The organism is Lysinibacillus sp. NPDC093197 (assembly GCF_044754025.1).
Classification (GTDB): Bacteria; Bacillota; Bacilli; order Bacillales_A; family Planococcaceae; genus Lysinibacillus.
Genome location: NZ_JBIVOH010000003.1, coordinates 390,539 through 407,085 on the forward strand (window position 1 = coordinate 390,539; position 16,547 = coordinate 407,085).

The window sequence follows — 16,547 nt, forward strand, 5'->3', positions numbered from 1 at the left end:
CCCGCAGGAGTCACTCGCCTTCGCTACCATCGTTCATTTCTAATTTTTTATTTACTGCAATAGATTGAACCACTAAGTTTCATTTTTATTACATAGTGGAAAAATGCCCTCAATCTATCACTTTTTCGCCATGTCTTTGATGTCCGCTACGGCGCGTGTTTCCGCGGGCACATCGTAAGCCACAACCGTCGCTGTCGCGCCGCCTGTTGTGGCTTACGTTTTGTGCTGTTCCCGCAGGAGTCACTCGCCTTCGCTACCATCGTTCATTTCTAATTTTTTATTTACTGCAATAGATTGAACCACTAAGTTTCATTTTTATTACATAGCGGAAAAATGCCCTCAATCTATCACTTTTTCGCCATGTCTTTGATGTCCGCTATGGCGCGTGCTTTCCGCGGGCACATCGTAAGCCACAACCGTCGCTGTCGCGCCGCCTGTTGTGTCTTACGTTTTGTGCTGTTCCCGCAGGAGTCACTCGCCTTCGCTACCATGGACTTTTGCTTTTATTTTATAATACAGTTTGAAATTTTATTATTTTTTAATTAAGCAGTCACACTTTTAGTATGGCTGTTGTCATTATCAGTACCGTTTCCACCATATTTGTGCTGTGTTAAAATTTGAATTACTACAAGCACAATAAAAATTCCAAGTCCTGCCCAGTCTGAAAACTTTTCAGGATAGATAAGCAATAGACCAGCTACGATAGCAAACAAACGCTCAATCCATAGAACTTTACGGTACCAGAACCCTATTACGCCAGCACCGATTGCGACCATCCCCGTAACAGCGGTAAATACTACCCATAAAATTTGCGGTATCGTCGTATCTATCATTAATAAAGCTGGCGAGAAAACAATCATATATGGAATAATAAATGCTGCAATAGCAAGCTTTGCAGAGTTAACGCCAGTCTTAATTGGATCTCCACCTGAAATACCAGAAGCAGCAAATGCGGCGAGTGCTACAGGTGGTGTAATATCGGCAATGATACCAAAGTAGAATACAAAGAAGTGTGCCGATAATAAAATAACAACTGGCACTAATTCTTGTGGTGTATTTGGCGATAATAATGCCACAATTGCAGGTGCTGCTATCGTTGACGTAATAACGTAGTTTGCCGTTGTTGGGGCACCCATTCCTAAAATTAGTGATGCAATCATAACGAAAACAAGCGTTAAAATAATGCTTCCCCCTGCTAATGCTACTAAACTATTAGCTAAACTTAAGCCTAGGCCAGTTTTAACAACTACTCCGACAATAATACCTGCACAAGCTGTTGCTGCTACAACACCCAATGCCGTACGAGCGCCCTCCACTAACGCATCGACAATATCTTTTGGCTTTAAACGAGTGTCTTTGTTGAACATTGTTACAGCAATTGAAATAACAATTCCGTAAAGTGCAGCATGCATAACAGGTGTTCCGGTTAACATTAAAACAATAATGGCAATAATAGGTAGTAATAAATATATCTTCTTGAATACTTCTTTACGATTAGGCATTTGATCATCACGTAAGCCTCTTAAGCCAACCCGTTTTGCTTCAAAATGCGTCATAATCCAAATACCTGTAAAATAAAGCAACGCAGGAATTGCGGCTGCTTTTGCAATATCCCAATATGTAATTCCGCGTCCTATAAATTCTACCATTAGAAACGCCGCGGCACCCATAATCGGAGGCATTAACTGACCACCAGTAGAAGCTGCTGCTTCAACTGCACCAGCAAATTCTTTACGATATCCAAGTTTTTTCATCATCGGGATTGTATACGAACCTGATGTTACAACGTTGGCCACAGAACTTCCTGAAATCATCCCTTGTAGAGCACTTGAGAAGACAGCTACCTTAGCTGGACCACCAATTAATTTTCCAGCGAAAGCTACAGCTAAATCATTAAAATACTGACCAACCCCTGTTTTTACAAGGAACGCACCAAATAATAAGAACACAAAAATAAATGTAGCAGATACACTAATCGGTGTTCCTAAAATACCATCTGTCGTAAAATACATAAGGTTAACGATACTTTCAAAATCTTGCCCTCTGTGCGCCATAAAGGCAGGGAAATAAGGACCAAAATAAGCATAAATCAAGAAGCAAGTCGCGATAATCATAATCGGTAAGCCTACCGCTCGGCGAGCAGCCTCAAGCACGAGAACGACAGCAATTAAACCTACTAAAAAGTCCAACTGTGTGATAGTACCATTACGATTAACAAGCTCCGTATAATTTAATGCCCAATACGAACCTACAACTACAGATAATAACGATAAAATATAATCAAACCATGCAATTTTATGCTTTGGCGCTTTTCTTCGAGCTGGGAATAATAAGAAAATAAGTGCTAACCCAAACCCTAAGTGGATAGTCCGTTGAATCGGTGCTGTAAATTGCCCGAAAATCGCAGTATATAATTGAAACAATGAAAATGCTAATAATCCAAAGAAGATTACATGCTTCATGATTCCTGAAATCGTACGCACATTTGATTCAATATCGTACTTTTCAAGTATTGCTTGTTGCTCTTCTGCAGATATTTGTTCAAATTGTTCTTTTACTTCGTTGTTGCGTTCCTTCAGTTTTGTCATTTCAACCTAACTCCTTTCCATCTTTCATAAAGTGATAATCGCTTCACCTCAAATAAATAGGATTTACCCCTTTGTAAATCTTTTTTTAAATCATATTCATAACTTTTATAAACAAACACAAGATCCAAGTCTAAATCCCCAATAAAAATTGTGAAATTATCAATGACTTCCTTGTCAAATTGCAGAAAATACTTACCATCTCGTTGTGTTAATGTTTGATTTTCTTCCGCGTAACCCGGCATACCAACCGCTAAGTCTTCATACTCCATTCCTAACATTTGAATACGCTTCTTTTCTACGCATCGATAATATTCAAACACATCAGATTTATGGATTGAATGTGTGTACCTTATACTGAAAGCATTATCAGCAGCAAATGGTATATAATGCACTTTCGGATTGTCTATACGTGTTTCTGTAAATGCGAATACCTTTTGAAGAGGAAGAAAAATAATTATGCCAAAGCATATACAACATAAGGCTATAACAAAAACTACTCTCCTCTTTCGCATCACATCTATTCCCCCACCTTAAAAACTATCCGCTTTTTTGTTTTGCCTTAACGAATCAAAAAGGACCCGAAGCTTTACGCAATCCGAGCCCCTTTGTCTGTTAAGGAAAATGCTTATTCAATGTCGAGAATATTCACATCACATAGTCAAACTACGAGCAAATAAAAGCTTTCTCATTAGCATGGAACTTGTGTTTTTTATTTCTTTTCATCAAAGTATTTTTGTGCGCCTGGATGAATATCAATGCTGATACCATCTAAAGCCGTTTCCGCTTTAATAAATGCACCTTTTGCATGCGAAATCTTATCCGTGTTGTCATAAATAGCTTTCGTCATAGCGTAAACAACATCGTCTGGTAAATCTTTTTTCACTGCCAACATCGCAAGTACAGAAACTGTCTCCGTATCATTTGCAATACCGTAAGTACCAGCTTTTACTGTGTCTTTTGCATAGTAAGGGTATTTGGCAATTAGCTCATCTGCTTTCCCAGCATCTACACCGATAATATTGACTTTTGTTGTTGCATTTAATGCTTCTACAGCTCCTGTTGGTGTACCAGCCGTAATAAATGCAGCATCAATTTGTCCTGATTGAAGTCCATCAGTAGACTCACCAAAATCAAGATTTTGCGCTTTTACGTCATCCATTGTTAAGCCATGGATTTCAAGTAATTGTTCAGCATTCGCATAAGTCCCTGAACCTGGAGCACCTACAGAGACTTTTTTCCCTTTTAAATCAGCATATGTTTTAATACCTGAAGCTTCTGTCGTCACTAATTGCACAGTCTCTGGGTAAAGGGCACCTAAAGCAGCAATCGAATCGATTTTTTTACCATCAAACATTAATTTTCCTTCAGTTGCGTAATAAGCAATATCCGTTTGTACAAACGCAATCTCACCTTTACCATCTTGCAAAGCAGTCATGTTAGCTGCAGATGCTTGAGAAACTTCTGCTGTTGTTTTAATGTCTGTTTCTGTTGTAATTAAATCAGCAAATGTACCACCTAATGCATAGTAAGTACCTTGCGTTCCACCCGTTAATAAACTTAAATATTCTGGCTTATCAGAGCCAGTACTACTATCAGTTCCACATGCAGCTAAAATTAATAATGCAATGGCACTTAATAGCATTAACAATCTAAATTGCTTTTTCTTCATATTAATCTTCCCCCTTTGGAAATATTATAAGAATCTATTTAAAACTATCAAATTAAGTATAATTATGTCAATCTATTTATAGTAAATTCAGATAATTATATTTATACTCTTTGTCCCATTCATCAATTATCACTACTTACAAATAAACTCTCATTTACCCTTTATTTATCTCTAATAAACTATTAAATTATATTTTATCAGAAAATATAATTAATTTAAAATGTATACATTTTGTATAAAAGTTACATTACACCCTTTACCAATGGTCATTATTACAAAGAAAAGACTGTATCTAAATTTTCCATAGATACAGTCTTTCTATCGCCCTTATTGAATAACCCCACATGCAATTCTTGCACCAGAATTACCAGAAGGATCCGTTTTATAGTCGTCTGCTGATTCATGAATAACTAACGCTGTACCTTCTCCATCAAGTAAGGAGTTTTCTACATTTTTTTGTAAAGAGACACCTTCAGCCACGAAATTTAAATCTACAGTACCATCTTCACCAATTTCTAAATTTGGTAAGTCACCTAAGTGATAGCCCTTTGGATTTAATGTACCATGCTCTTTATGTGTCGGATTAAAGTGAGGACCCGCCGATTCAAACGTTGGTGGTTCACATTTTCCTACCGAATGAATATGAATACCATGTGTTCCTGCTGGTATGCCACTTAATGCTAATGTTACTTTGACTCCATTGTCCTCTTCTTCAAAATAGGCATTTCCATAGCTTTCATTGTTTGAACCAATTACTTTTGCAGTTGCCGTTAAAGTTGATTTTGGAGCGTTTACAGCTACTTTATCCTCTTTTTTATCAAAGAAGCTGCATCCTCCGACAAATACGGTCAATGAAATAATGAATATTGATATTTTTTTCATGTTATTACCTCCTCTATTTCTGATGGTACCCATCTCACCGATTACTTATGCAATATGTACTGGTGATTTCCCATCACTTTTCAAAAGGTAATACAATAACTTCTGCATCTTACCAGCTTTGTATGAAGTAATGCTACTGTGAAGAATACTGTCCAAGTCGCTCCCTTTATAGCATGTATGGTTCTAACAAACAAACCATGTGCTAGCGATGGTTGCTACTGACAGGGTGATTTTTAGAAATCAATGGAGCCGTTATTTAAAATGAGAAAGGACTATATCTATATAAGATATAGTCCTTCTCTATTATGATTGAATTACGCCACATGCAATTCTTCCACCAGATTCACCAGTGGGATCAGTCATGTAGTCGTCCGTTGATTCATGAATAACGATCGCAGTACCCTCTCCATCAAGTAAAGAATACTCTGCATCTTTTTTCAAAGTGACACCTTCTGCCATAACAGTCATTTTGGCCGTGCCATCCTCAGCTATTTCTAAATTCGGCAAGTCTCCAAGGTGGTGACCATTTGGATTATCCTTCCCATGCTCTTTAAAAGTTGGGTTAAAGTGGCCACCAGCTGTTCCGAAATCTGGACCTTCACATTTTCCAGCTTCATGTATATGCATGCCATGTAATCCTTTTGCCTCTGCAGGAAAACCACTTAAATTTAATGTCACCTTGACACCATTATCCTGCTCTTCAAAATAGGCATCTCCATAGCTTTCATTATTAGAGCCTATAACTTTTGCAGTTGCTGTTAAAGAAGAGTTAGCTTCCTCCTTATTACTAGCACACCCAACCAAAAATACACCTAAAGAAATAATCAATAAAGTTGTCAGTTTCATTAAATTACCTCCTTTTTTTATAGTTTATCACCTGTCTAAATAATTGTGCAACTGATAACTAGGCATTTATCCTCATAGTAAAAAATAAGGATTTCTCAGAAAAAACACTGAGAAATCCCTATTTTAATTAATTTAAAATTTTTACTGTAACTGTTCTTACACCCCAATTACGGGCTTGTCCATCTGATGGAATAAAAACATCAATTTTATTTCCTTTTATCGCACCGCCAGTATCAGCAGCAATCGCTTCACCATACCCTTCAACCCATACCTTTGTTCCAAGAGGAATAACTCTTGGGTCAACAGCAATTACTTTTAAATTTGGATTTGAGCGTATATCGGTCCCGTTCGCTGTAATACCTGAGCAACCTGTACAATATGCCGTATAAGCCGTAGCACGCATCGTATATGTTTGGCCATCTTGGTTAGATGGCGCACTCGTAACTGTTGTTACAGGCTTTGGTGTAGTTTTTTTCACAGTACTCGAAGAACTAGAAGTACTCGCTACACTCTTTTCAGTTTTAGGTTTTGCTGCAGATGCCTTAACAGCTAAAGCGTCACCAACTAAAATTAAATCAGATGAAAGGTTGTTCCATTCTTGTAAATCTTCAACTTCCACATTATAAACTTTTGCAAGGCTGAATAATGTGTCGCCAGCCTCAATAAGATGAGTCTCGTCGGTCGTATCCTCTTTTAAAATTCTTTCGATACTTAAGGCTTGTTCCGGATCAACCCATATGGTATCAATTTCATCTAACTCCTTCAAATCCGCTAAACTCAAATTAAAAATATTGGGTAATCCCCACAGTGTCTCGCCAATCTGACCAGTATATGCTGCCTTAGCGGGAGTGGCACTCCCGAACATCCCCATGCCAAGAGTCAATGCTACAGCTAATGCTATCGCTTTTTTCTTCATAATAAGTAATACCTCCAGTTGTTTAATTTTCTGCATTCCGTTGCTAGCACACTAGAGAATTAGGCTCTTAAATTATGCACGCAATATTGTAGAATGCTTCTAAATTTCACAGGACATCGGACCTGATATTACAAATTATTACTATTTAAACAAGATTTTATACAATTCCAATCATTTTTTTAGCAAATTAAACATTTAAATGGAAAATATAGCTCGTATTACTACTAACCATTTGCATATTTTATATAATGGAAATACAGCTTATGTAACCGATAATATAGTAAAGGGGGTATCTAATAGATTCAATCTTTTAAAGTAGAAATTTCTTATGGGGCTAGTACAGTTAGTACTAAGCGTAGAATATGAAGGGGCTCAATTATGTCGCTATACATACTTATAGTTTTTAATATCCCTTTTAATGTAAAATAAATCTTAATTAACATAATAATAACAATTTAAATATTATTAGTATTATCTATAGTGCAACATAGTGAGGTTGTATACTAATCTGAAAGTTGGTGTCCTACTGTGATTCGGGTAATTATAGCAGACGATGAGCCGTTAGCTCTTTTAAACATGGAAAAAAAGTTAGAAGAATTTGATTCAGTAGAAGTTGTTAAAGCATATTCAACAATTCACGACTTGCTGGATGAGGCACCGACATTGGATTTTCATGTAGCCTTTTTAGATGTAGAAATGCCAGGTATGAACGGTTTGGAGATTGCTCAATTATTAAAAAAATGGAAAAAGGATGTCCGTATTGTATTTGTAACCGCGTATCGAGACTATGCTGTTCAGGCTTTTGAAATTAATTCTCTCGACTATTTATTAAAGCCCATTTCTAAATCTCGTCTTGAGACAACTATTAATAGAATACAGGAACTCTTCCAAGTAGATACAACAGTCTCTAAACAAGTACAGCAGATTGAGCCTTCCCTTAGCATCCATTGCTTAGGTGGATTCACCGTCTTCCATAACAAGAACATCGTCCATTGGCGAACAGTAAAAACAAAAGAGTTGTTTGCCTTTCTCTTTTCTAATCTCAACAGTCATATACTACGCGATACAATCATTGATGCCTTATGGGCTGAAACAGAATACAAAAAAGCAAGAGTTCAACTGCATACAACGGTTTCTTATTTACGTACAACTCTTTCATCTTTAGGCTATTTCAACGTATTGCAATATGCAAACGGGTGTTATATTTTACAATTAGAAAATTTCCATTGTGATGTTCTGGAATTGGAGCAAATGTTAAAAAACAAAGAAGAGTTTGGGGAATTTGATGTAGAAAAAGCAGAATTATTTATTCAAAATTATCACGGAGAGTATATGGCGACACTAGATTACTCTTGGATTCATAGTAAAGCAAATTTTATTCTTAACCAACTTATACTTTTACTTAGTTATTTAGTCGAGCATTATACAACAAAACAGAATGCAAAAAAAAGAGAGCAAACGTTACTATTGATGATTGAGTATAATCCTTATGCTGATAATACTATCCAAAAACTTATTCAACATTATATCGAAGAAGATAATCGCGCAAATGCAGTAAGAGTATACAAAACCTTTAAGAAAAACCTGTATGTAGACCTTGGTATTCTACCCAATCCAGAGACCATTGCGTTATATGATACTATTGCGCAAGAATAAAAATAATGTAGCTGCCTCCAAACAATCGTTTTCCAGAGACAGCTACCTTTCTTTTTAGTTCATCGAATTAACAACACTTGATAAACCCTCAACTATACGTATACAATTTCTTCCTGATTGTTTTGCTTCATATAATGCTTGGTCAGCAATAGCAATTAACTCATTTGGGCTGCTAAAAGTGGAAGCAAAAACTGTTACACCTGCAGATAAAGTAACAGGGCGTCCACTAGGATTTTCTGCTAACGCTTGTTTAATCCGTAAATCTTCTGCTAAGTTGACAGCGTCTTCGATTGCAGTATTCGGTAAAATAACCATAAACTCCTCGCCTCCATATCTAAAACAGCTCCCCTGCTGATGCACACTTTCCTTCATTTTGCTTGCAAATGCTTTTAAAACTTCATCACCTACTGTATGACCATATGTATCGTTCACATTTTTAAAATCATCTAAATCAATTAATATTATGGCATGTGGCACTTTTTCTGTAATTAATTTGTTTAATACATGATCCATACTTCGGCGATTTGGAATTCCAGTTAATGAATCTAATTTCAACTGGTCAGTCAATTCATCAATTGTATTTTGTGAGTCTGCAATCGATTGTAACATGACATTTTTCAAGTTACTCGCCTCTACATACCAGTCATCAACTGATTGTAAAGAGCCTATTTTATTGCCATTCCGTCCACATTTAGAAATTTCTTGTAGAGGTCGGGCAATTTTCAAAGTTAGCCATAACACAAATACGAAAACGATTACAAACATTAATAATAAAGGCAATAATACTTTTTTTAAGAACATACTTATAGAGATAACATCTTCATTTTGCACCTGATTTACGGCTTGTTTAAACTTTTCCTTTGTTAAACCTTCTGTTTCAGCATTTTGTAATCCCTCTTGTACATATTTTTCAGCTATGTCCGAAACTTCTGCTATATACTCTTCCTGCATGACAAGTTTAGATTGTACGAGCATTTCGTTAAAACTTTGATAACTAATCCAAATACTGATACTAGATGTAACGAATACAACAATAATCATCATACTAATAATGACAAACGATAAATTTAACTTGAGTTTCTCCACAATAGATCATTTCTCCCATTGAGATGATATTTTGCAAAAGCTATATTGATTTCAATATTAAAAGTTTTTATTTTAACATCATACGTCATACCTCTTAAAAAATACTTAACAACTAATAGTTTTAACCTGTTTCCGAAGAAGTTAATTACTCAAAAAGAACTAAAAAACTTCTTTTTAGTTACATAAAGTTTTCTTTTATAAAAAAGTCCGTTTTCTTTTTCTTCATTCCATGGCATGGTAAAACGAGACAATAAATTATTTTGCTTACAGGAGGCTCTATGTAGCGTTGAAAAAGACCATCGTACGACATTTACTAATTATCGCTTTGATTTTTATCGTCCTTACTATCTTCCGCATACTTTGGCTAGCATATTTTATGCCTTCTAATGACCAACCAACTGCACAAGCTGGTATTTTAGATATGCGCAACCATTCTTTATCAGAGAATGAAGTTTTTCAAATGAATGGTGAATGGATTTATTATCCTGAAGTATTGTTAGATACGACTAGCTCCCCTCATCCAGATCAAACTATTAGAACTATTCCTATGCAAAAGGTAGCAGCAAAAACCCAACACTATGGCACTTATCATTTAAAAATTTTGTTAAATGCTAATGATGGTTCAGATTACCGATATGCAATTCAAGTTCCTGCCATCTCAACTGCCTCAGCATTGTATATTAACGGCAAACTTGTAGGACAGTCAGGTGAAGTATCAACAAATGCTAGTAATCATAAAGGGCAGGCCGCTCCTTACACTGTATATTTTACAGAAGAGCAGCCCGAAATTGATGTCATTTTACAAGTATCCAATTTTGATACGCCGTCGAATGTACTTATAACTAAGCGACTTTCATTTAGTTCAGCATCCGCTATGACGCACTATCAACTCATTACGGAATTATCACTAGTAGCTATTTCAATGTTACTCATTTTATTTGCATTGTTTAGCATTCTTGTCTTTATCTTTATTTATCGCAAAAAAATAGTATTGCTGTTTACAGTAGGCTTTCTTTTACCTTTGGCAGATGAACTCATTACACACGACCGTTCAATTTTGGATTGGTTTCACTTAGACTACGTATGGTCAATGAAACTATCAAATATTATTTATCTTGGAGCTTCATTTTTCTTTGTGCAATTTATTCGCATCTTGTTAGTTAAATATCAACAAGCAAAATATTTTCGATTGTTCTCAATGTTATATACATTAGGAGCACTTCTCATTGTGCTATTACCTATCCAATGGCTATACACAGCAAACCTAGTGTTTTTCATGCTCTATATTGTTTCCTTTTTATATGTTTTAACGCTTGCCTTGAAGGAGTACATAGGTAATCAGGAAAGTTCGGCTTTTATTGCGTTTACAGCCATTGGAACAACAAACGGTATTATATGGGGCCTGATAAAAATGTATTTTGTGTTAACTATTCCGTTCTATCCATTCGACTATTTAATGATTGCACTTGGCTTTTCAGGTTATTGGTTTAAACGTTTTTATGAAAACCAACAACAAATTAATCTGTTAGTTGCTCAATTACAAAGAGACGGGGAATTAAAGGATGAATTTTTATTAAGTAATGCACAGAAATTATGGGATCCTATGAATAAAATGATTACCTTGGGTCAAACAATCTATGATAATCCAAACAATAGTTTCGTCACAGAGGATAAGCAGAATTTAAAATATTTAATTGATATTGGACGAAGCATGTCGTTTACGCTAAATGATATATTGGATTATACACGCTTAAAAGATGGGAATTTACATCTCCATAAGAAAAATGTGCGTATTCAAGGAATTGTTTCAGGTATTTTTGATATGCTACGTTTTATTTCAGCTGGAAAACAAATTCAAATGACTTCTACCATTGCACGGAACTTCCCTCGTGTACTAGCAGATGAAAAACGACTTATTCAAATACTTTTCAATCTCTTACACAGCGCTATTAAATATACGAACGCTGACTTAATAGAAATAAGCGCAACAATTGAAAAAAATATGGCCGTTATTCATATTAAAGATACAGGCTCTGGAATAGAAAAAAAGGATATGATACTCCAGGATCATCTATTTTCTTCTGATCAAGGGAGTGAAGATAATGATAGAATGCATCTAAGTTTACTGGTTTCTAAGCAACTAATTGATTTACATGGAGGGTCATTACTAATCTATTCTAGTCCGAATAAAGGCTTTGATTTATTTTTCACCATACCGATTGCCGATGAGATGGAAAATGAGGAACAGATGAATGAGGAACAACAAGAGAAGGTACTTTTATCAGCAAGTACTACAAACTTAGAGGCCATACCTTCTGAAAAACAGTTTAAAATTTTAATGGTTGATGATGATCCTGTTAATTTAACAATGATGCGAAGTTTATTTTCCGCCACAGAATATGACATTACAACAATTACAAGTAGCGAAAAGGTACTGGAGTTGTTGCCTACGCAAAGGTGGGATTTAGTTATTATTGATGCTATGCTCCCTTATATTTCTGGGTATGCTTTAATTGAAAATATTCGCGAGCATTATTCCTTACTAGAGCTACCAATATTATTGTTAACTGCTCGAAGTAATCCCGAAGATGTTTATACAGGATTTGCTCACGGTGCAAATGATTATGTAACAAAACCTATTAATGCGCTGGAACTAAAAGTACGGTGTCGGGCTTTAATCGACTTAAAATATAGCATTAATCAGCAACTACATTTAGAAACTGCTTGGCTTCAGGCACAAATACAGCCTCATTTTTTATATAATACGCTTAATACAATTGCCTCACTTAGTACAATTGATCCAAATCGAATGATTGATTTAATGCACCATTTTGGTAATTATCTACATGCGAGTTTTGATGTAAGGAATTTACAACGAGTTGTACCACTTCGTGATGAACTAGAACTTGTCCGTTCGTATCTTTATATCGAACAGGAACGTTTTGGGGAGCTATTACAAATTGATTGGGATATCGATGACCATATTCAAATTGAGATACCCCCTATTTCATTGCAAACTTTGGTAGAAAATGCATTACGCCATGGTGTATTGAAACAAAAAGACGGCGGGACTGTTTGTATTCGCATCAAAGAGTATTCAGATTATGTAACCGTAAGTGTTATAGATGACGGTATTGGTATAGAAGCCAGTACATTAACACAATTGCTTTCCGATACTAATACAACTAGTAGAGGCATAGGCCTACGCAATACTGACCTACGCCTTAAAAGAATATATGGGCAAAGGTTGCAAATTAAAAGTACACCGAATGAAGGCACAACAATCACCTTCAACATCCCAAAATAGTGCCAGGCACTCACACAATTCTCACACAATTTATGGAGAGCCAAATAAAAATCCACTGCGTCTCCCGCGGCTTACAATGTGCCCGCGGAAAGTGCAGTGGATTTTTACAATTTAAGATGGGAAGTGCCAGGCACTCACACAATTTTCACAATTTAAGACGCTGTTATTTTGCATGCATCGATTACCAAATTACGGGCTTAGCTACCATTAGCCATAGCATAATGAGCAGTAATACAATATACATCCATGCCTTTCGATGTAAAAGCGAGGCAAATTTTTGCTGATTGTAGGCCGGCGTATTAAATGTTCGAATAGTCGGTTTAAACGCTCGCGCCAAAAAGACGATGGAACCTGCCATAACAAGAAATGTTAACACTACCCAAGATGTTGTCCATGGATATCCTCCACGCCACATTAATAAAATACCCGAGGCAACTAGAACATGTCCAGCGTGTTTAACAATCGTAATCGCACCCTGAAATACTTGGATATATGGCGGCATTTCCTCATGCGCAGCTGTATGCATTTTCTTTACTATTGCTAAAACTACGAACAATGGCCCAATCGAAAGGATAGCACTTAAAATATGTATATATAGAAGAAGTGTATAAATCGATATCATAATGCATACTCTCCCTTTAATAAGTCTTACTAATTATAGCATTCCTCATTATGTTCTCTCATTCTAAATGTGAATCCTTTGTAAACGTAGCATGAATCATTGTAAAATTGTTTGAAATCTGCACAATGAGGGTATTGATTATAGTAACATGCACTTATAGAACAAAAAGGAGTGATTCTTATAGGAATTCATCAATTTTTTACAAGTCTTAATGATTTAGAACGTATTATTCGTTGCCCTGGCCGCTTCAAATTCGAAGAGCATAATGTAGCTGCCCATTCATGGAAAGTTTCACAATACGCCATGTTTTTTGCAACTCTCGAAGAAATGAATGGCGCTACAGTAAACTGGAAGTCATTATATGAAAAAACCATCAATCATGATTTCGCTGAAGTATTTATCGGTGATATAAAAACTCCCGTTAAGCATGCTAGTCCTGAGCTTAAACAAATGCTCGCACATGTGGAAGAAAAAATGATGGAAAAATTCATTATTAACGAAATCCCGAAAGATTTCCAGGACATCTTTTTCGAGCGTATGAAAGAAGGCAAAGATGCAACAATTGAAGGACGTTTGCTTGAATTTGCAGATAAACTAGATCAATTTTATGAAGCATTTGCAGAATTAAAGCGCGGTAATACCGATATGGAATTCGTCTATATGTATCAAACAGCGCTGGCGAAGCTTTTAGCTATTCCTCTTCCGGCAACAGTCCAATATTTCCGTACTGAAATATTGAAAGATGCTGTTAAGGAGAAAACACATATTGATATTCAAACGCTAACGAATGAAGTATTAAACACAAACAAATAATGTGCATGTACAAGTTTTCCGATGAATTGATCGACGGAAGGCTTTTTTTATTTCCTAAAAAAAGGCGTATAATAGGAGTGATGGGAGGGAAAATTTTGTCACATGAATGTTCAATAGTAGAAGATTTACTACCATTATATAAAACTAAAGGTCTACAAGCCGATACAACTGAATTTGTCGAACAGCATTTAGCTACATGTAAACACTGTCAGCAGTTGGCCGCAACGAAGCTTTCATCTAATCAAAACTTATCCATGAAAAGCACATTAACATTTTTCCATCTCGTTTTTATCGTGCTATCTTTTATGTTTGCCCTCAACTCATCCCTACTCGGCGATCATAAAAGCTTTGTCGCGTTATATGCCCTTTTCGGCTGTTTAACCTATTTATTTTATAAAAACATTTGGATAGTATTTGCCATAAGCTCTATACCTGTTTTTGTATGGGCCATCATTAATAATTTTAGCAATCCACTCTATATTCATGGTGTCTCTTTTATGGATATTAGTGCACTTATCATTGGCGCTAGCTATATAGCTCTATTACATACGATTTTCGCCTTGCTTGGCTCTGCCTTTGCCATCATTTTACGGAGGTTTTAAATGATAAAAGCATCTCTCGTATGAAAGATGCTCCTTATCATTCCAGCTATTAGGCTTTTTTCACGAACTCTGATTTTAGTTTCATTGCGCCGAAACCGTCAATTTTACAATCAATATTGTGGTCACCTTCAACAAGGCGAATACTTTTAACCTTTGTGCCCATTTTTAGAGTTGAAGAGCTTCCCTTTACTTTTAAATCTTTAATAACTGTTACTGCATCACCATCTGCTAACAAGTTACCATTTGCATCTTTTACAATAAGTGCATCTGACTCTTGCTCTGTTGCATTAGTGCTCCATTCATGTGCACATTCTGGACATATAAAGTTTGCGCCATCCTCATATGTGTATTCAGAATTACATTTCGGACAATTTGGATATGCTGCCAATTCCGCTTCCTCCCTTGAATTTTCGTTAAGTAAATGATTACGCTCCTATCTTTACACACTTACTATAATTTCGCAAAGGTTGTTCGCATTTTTCGTTCGTATTTGTGAAAAATATATGAAGCCATTTCATATAATCCAAGCGCTTTATATGTATAAATTTCATGTTTTATAGCACGTGCCCATTGACTTTTTTTCAAAAACCATCTTACTTGCAACTTTGTTTATCATGCCGTATTATATCCTTAAAGGCTGCATTGTTCGTATAATATTAAGTTTTAACCTTTAAGCTGTAAAAGGGAGTTTTATTATTGGAGTTGGAATGACGGGCCTCACACTTAGGTGCATGAGGATAAGCAGGAAAACTTCTGCGAACACCCACTTTGAGGAGTGGTGGTTTAAAACTTTCTATAAGAAATACGGCATACGCGGCTTTTAAATTTTACATTAGAGCCTCAAGGCTTCAAAGCGACTCACCCTTCATTTATTGGAGGGTGAGTTTTTTTGTTAAAAACAAGCGTTGATGCAAATTTGATGCAAAAATAAATTAATACTAATTACAGTTATAACTTAACGCATTAACGATTTGGATTTCGGTCAATAAATTCCTCAATATCATCAGCTAGTCTATATACAAGATCGAAATAATGCTTCTCTTCCAAAACGCCCTTTTTTCTCCATTTTTGCATTTCTTCATAATGGAAATTATAAAAATATCCTTCCACCTCACCTCTTTCAATACCTTTTTTCTTCGCCATCTCAGATATAGAAAGACCTTTATTCCAATTCTGATTATATTCCCCTCTACTCATCCCCAATAATTTACATATTGCATCATAATCGTATTTAACATGATATATTACCGTACCTTCATTATTGTCTTCTTTTTCTTGTTTATTTTCTTCTGCATGAACTAATGTTGAAAAGGATAAAACTAAGGTTAATAAAAGAAAAAAACCTTTAATAACGATTTTCATTATAGAACCTCCAATCTTTATTAAATTTAATGTGTGAGGTTTTAGTAATAACTATGTGAGCACCTACTTTCCACTTTCTCTCTACCATGCCAGCCAATTTTTAAAATTACCCGGTTTATTAATTACTTGTGTACGAACATCACGTTCATTTAGCCAGTTATAAAAAGGTACCTTTGCTTTTTACAGTACAGTATTAAT

14 protein-coding genes and 1 other RNA gene are annotated in these 16,547 nt (G+C 35.7%); 5 read left to right on the forward strand and 10 right to left on the reverse strand.

What is annotated here, in order from left to right; genetic code table 11:
- Positions 1 to 542: 542 nt before the first annotated feature.
- The 6 genes from ACIP9G_RS11770 to ACIP9G_RS11795 form a co-directional block, all read right to left on the reverse strand.
- Positions 543 to 2,588: a TRAP transporter permease gene (locus ACIP9G_RS11770; protein WP_401019479.1), complete on the reverse strand. Its 2,046-nt coding sequence runs from the start codon at positions 2,586 to 2,588 to the stop codon at positions 543 to 545.
- Complete coding sequence (locus ACIP9G_RS11775) at positions 2,585 to 3,100, reverse strand: DUF1850 domain-containing protein (RefSeq protein ID WP_340826381.1); 516 nt, start codon at positions 3,098 to 3,100, stop codon at positions 2,585 to 2,587. Before ACIP9G_RS11775 ends, ACIP9G_RS11770 begins: the two co-directional genes overlap by 4 nt.
- Before the next feature lie 197 nt (positions 3,101 to 3,297).
- On the reverse strand, positions 3,298 to 4,257 hold the full coding sequence (locus ACIP9G_RS11780; protein ID WP_401019481.1) for a TAXI family TRAP transporter solute-binding subunit: 960 nt from the start codon (positions 4,255 to 4,257) through the stop codon (positions 3,298 to 3,300).
- A 327-nt stretch (positions 4,258 to 4,584) separates the two neighbouring features.
- On the reverse strand, positions 4,585 to 5,139 hold the full coding sequence (locus ACIP9G_RS11785) for a superoxide dismutase family protein (RefSeq protein ID WP_401019484.1): 555 nt from the start codon (positions 5,137 to 5,139) through the stop codon (positions 4,585 to 4,587).
- A gap of 303 nt (positions 5,140 to 5,442) precedes the next feature.
- Positions 5,443 to 5,985 (reverse strand): superoxide dismutase family protein, encoded by a 543-nt coding sequence (locus ACIP9G_RS11790; protein ID WP_340821175.1) that lies wholly within the window; start codon positions 5,983 to 5,985, stop codon positions 5,443 to 5,445.
- Between the two features lie 127 nt (positions 5,986 to 6,112).
- Entirely contained in the window at positions 6,113 to 6,901 is a 789-nt protein-coding gene (locus ACIP9G_RS11795) for a 3D domain-containing protein (protein WP_401019487.1), read from the reverse strand.
- Between the two features lie 528 nt (positions 6,902 to 7,429).
- On the opposite strand from ACIP9G_RS11795, the gene ACIP9G_RS11800 reads away from it, so the two are divergent.
- Positions 7,430 to 8,557: a response regulator gene (locus tag ACIP9G_RS11800; protein ID WP_401019489.1), complete on the forward strand. Its 1,128-nt coding sequence runs from the start codon at positions 7,430 to 7,432 to the stop codon at positions 8,555 to 8,557.
- A 54-nt stretch (positions 8,558 to 8,611) separates the two neighbouring features.
- Here the strand turns inward: ACIP9G_RS11800 and ACIP9G_RS11805 are convergent, their stop codons facing one another.
- Entirely contained in the window at positions 8,612 to 9,643 is a 1,032-nt protein-coding gene (locus tag ACIP9G_RS11805) for a GGDEF domain-containing protein (protein ID WP_401019491.1), read from the reverse strand.
- 286 nt (positions 9,644 to 9,929) lie between these two features.
- On the opposite strand from ACIP9G_RS11805, the gene ACIP9G_RS11810 reads away from it, so the two are divergent.
- The gene (locus tag ACIP9G_RS11810; RefSeq protein WP_401019494.1) at positions 9,930 to 12,950 is read left to right on the forward strand and encodes an ATP-binding protein; all 3,021 of its coding nucleotides are present in this window, start codon (positions 9,930 to 9,932) and stop codon (positions 12,948 to 12,950) included.
- A gap of 181 nt (positions 12,951 to 13,131) precedes the next feature.
- Here ACIP9G_RS11810 and ACIP9G_RS11815 read toward each other — a convergent pair whose 3' ends face one another.
- Complete coding sequence (locus ACIP9G_RS11815; protein ID WP_340821177.1) at positions 13,132 to 13,572, reverse strand: hypothetical protein; 441 nt, start codon at positions 13,570 to 13,572, stop codon at positions 13,132 to 13,134.
- A 171-nt stretch (positions 13,573 to 13,743) separates the two neighbouring features.
- Here ACIP9G_RS11815 and ACIP9G_RS11820 point away from each other — a divergent pair, with 171 nt between their 5' ends.
- Positions 13,744 to 14,385 carry a YfbR-like 5'-deoxynucleotidase gene (locus ACIP9G_RS11820; protein WP_401019497.1) on the forward strand — a complete coding sequence of 214 codons (642 nt, stop codon included), beginning with the start codon at positions 13,744 to 13,746 and terminating at the stop codon, positions 14,383 to 14,385.
- 95 nt (positions 14,386 to 14,480) lie between these two features.
- Positions 14,481 to 14,987 (forward strand): zf-HC2 domain-containing protein, encoded by a 507-nt coding sequence (locus ACIP9G_RS11825; protein WP_340821179.1) that lies wholly within the window; start codon positions 14,481 to 14,483, stop codon positions 14,985 to 14,987.
- Positions 14,988 to 15,036: 49 nt separating this feature from the next.
- On the opposite strand, the gene ACIP9G_RS11830 is transcribed toward ACIP9G_RS11825, so the two are convergent.
- Positions 15,037 to 15,375 (reverse strand): zinc ribbon domain-containing protein YjdM, encoded by a 339-nt coding sequence (locus ACIP9G_RS11830; protein ID WP_401019499.1) that lies wholly within the window; start codon positions 15,373 to 15,375, stop codon positions 15,037 to 15,039.
- Positions 15,376 to 15,618: 243 nt separating this feature from the next.
- Between ACIP9G_RS11830 and ssrS the strand changes: the two genes are divergently transcribed.
- Positions 15,619 to 15,811: non-coding RNA, 6S RNA (gene ssrS, locus ACIP9G_RS11835), on the forward strand.
- Between the two features lie 139 nt (positions 15,812 to 15,950).
- Here ssrS and ACIP9G_RS11840 read toward each other — a convergent pair.
- Positions 15,951 to 16,349 (reverse strand): hypothetical protein, encoded by a 399-nt coding sequence (locus ACIP9G_RS11840; protein WP_401019501.1) that lies wholly within the window; start codon positions 16,347 to 16,349, stop codon positions 15,951 to 15,953.
- Positions 16,350 to 16,547 lie beyond the last annotated feature (198 nt).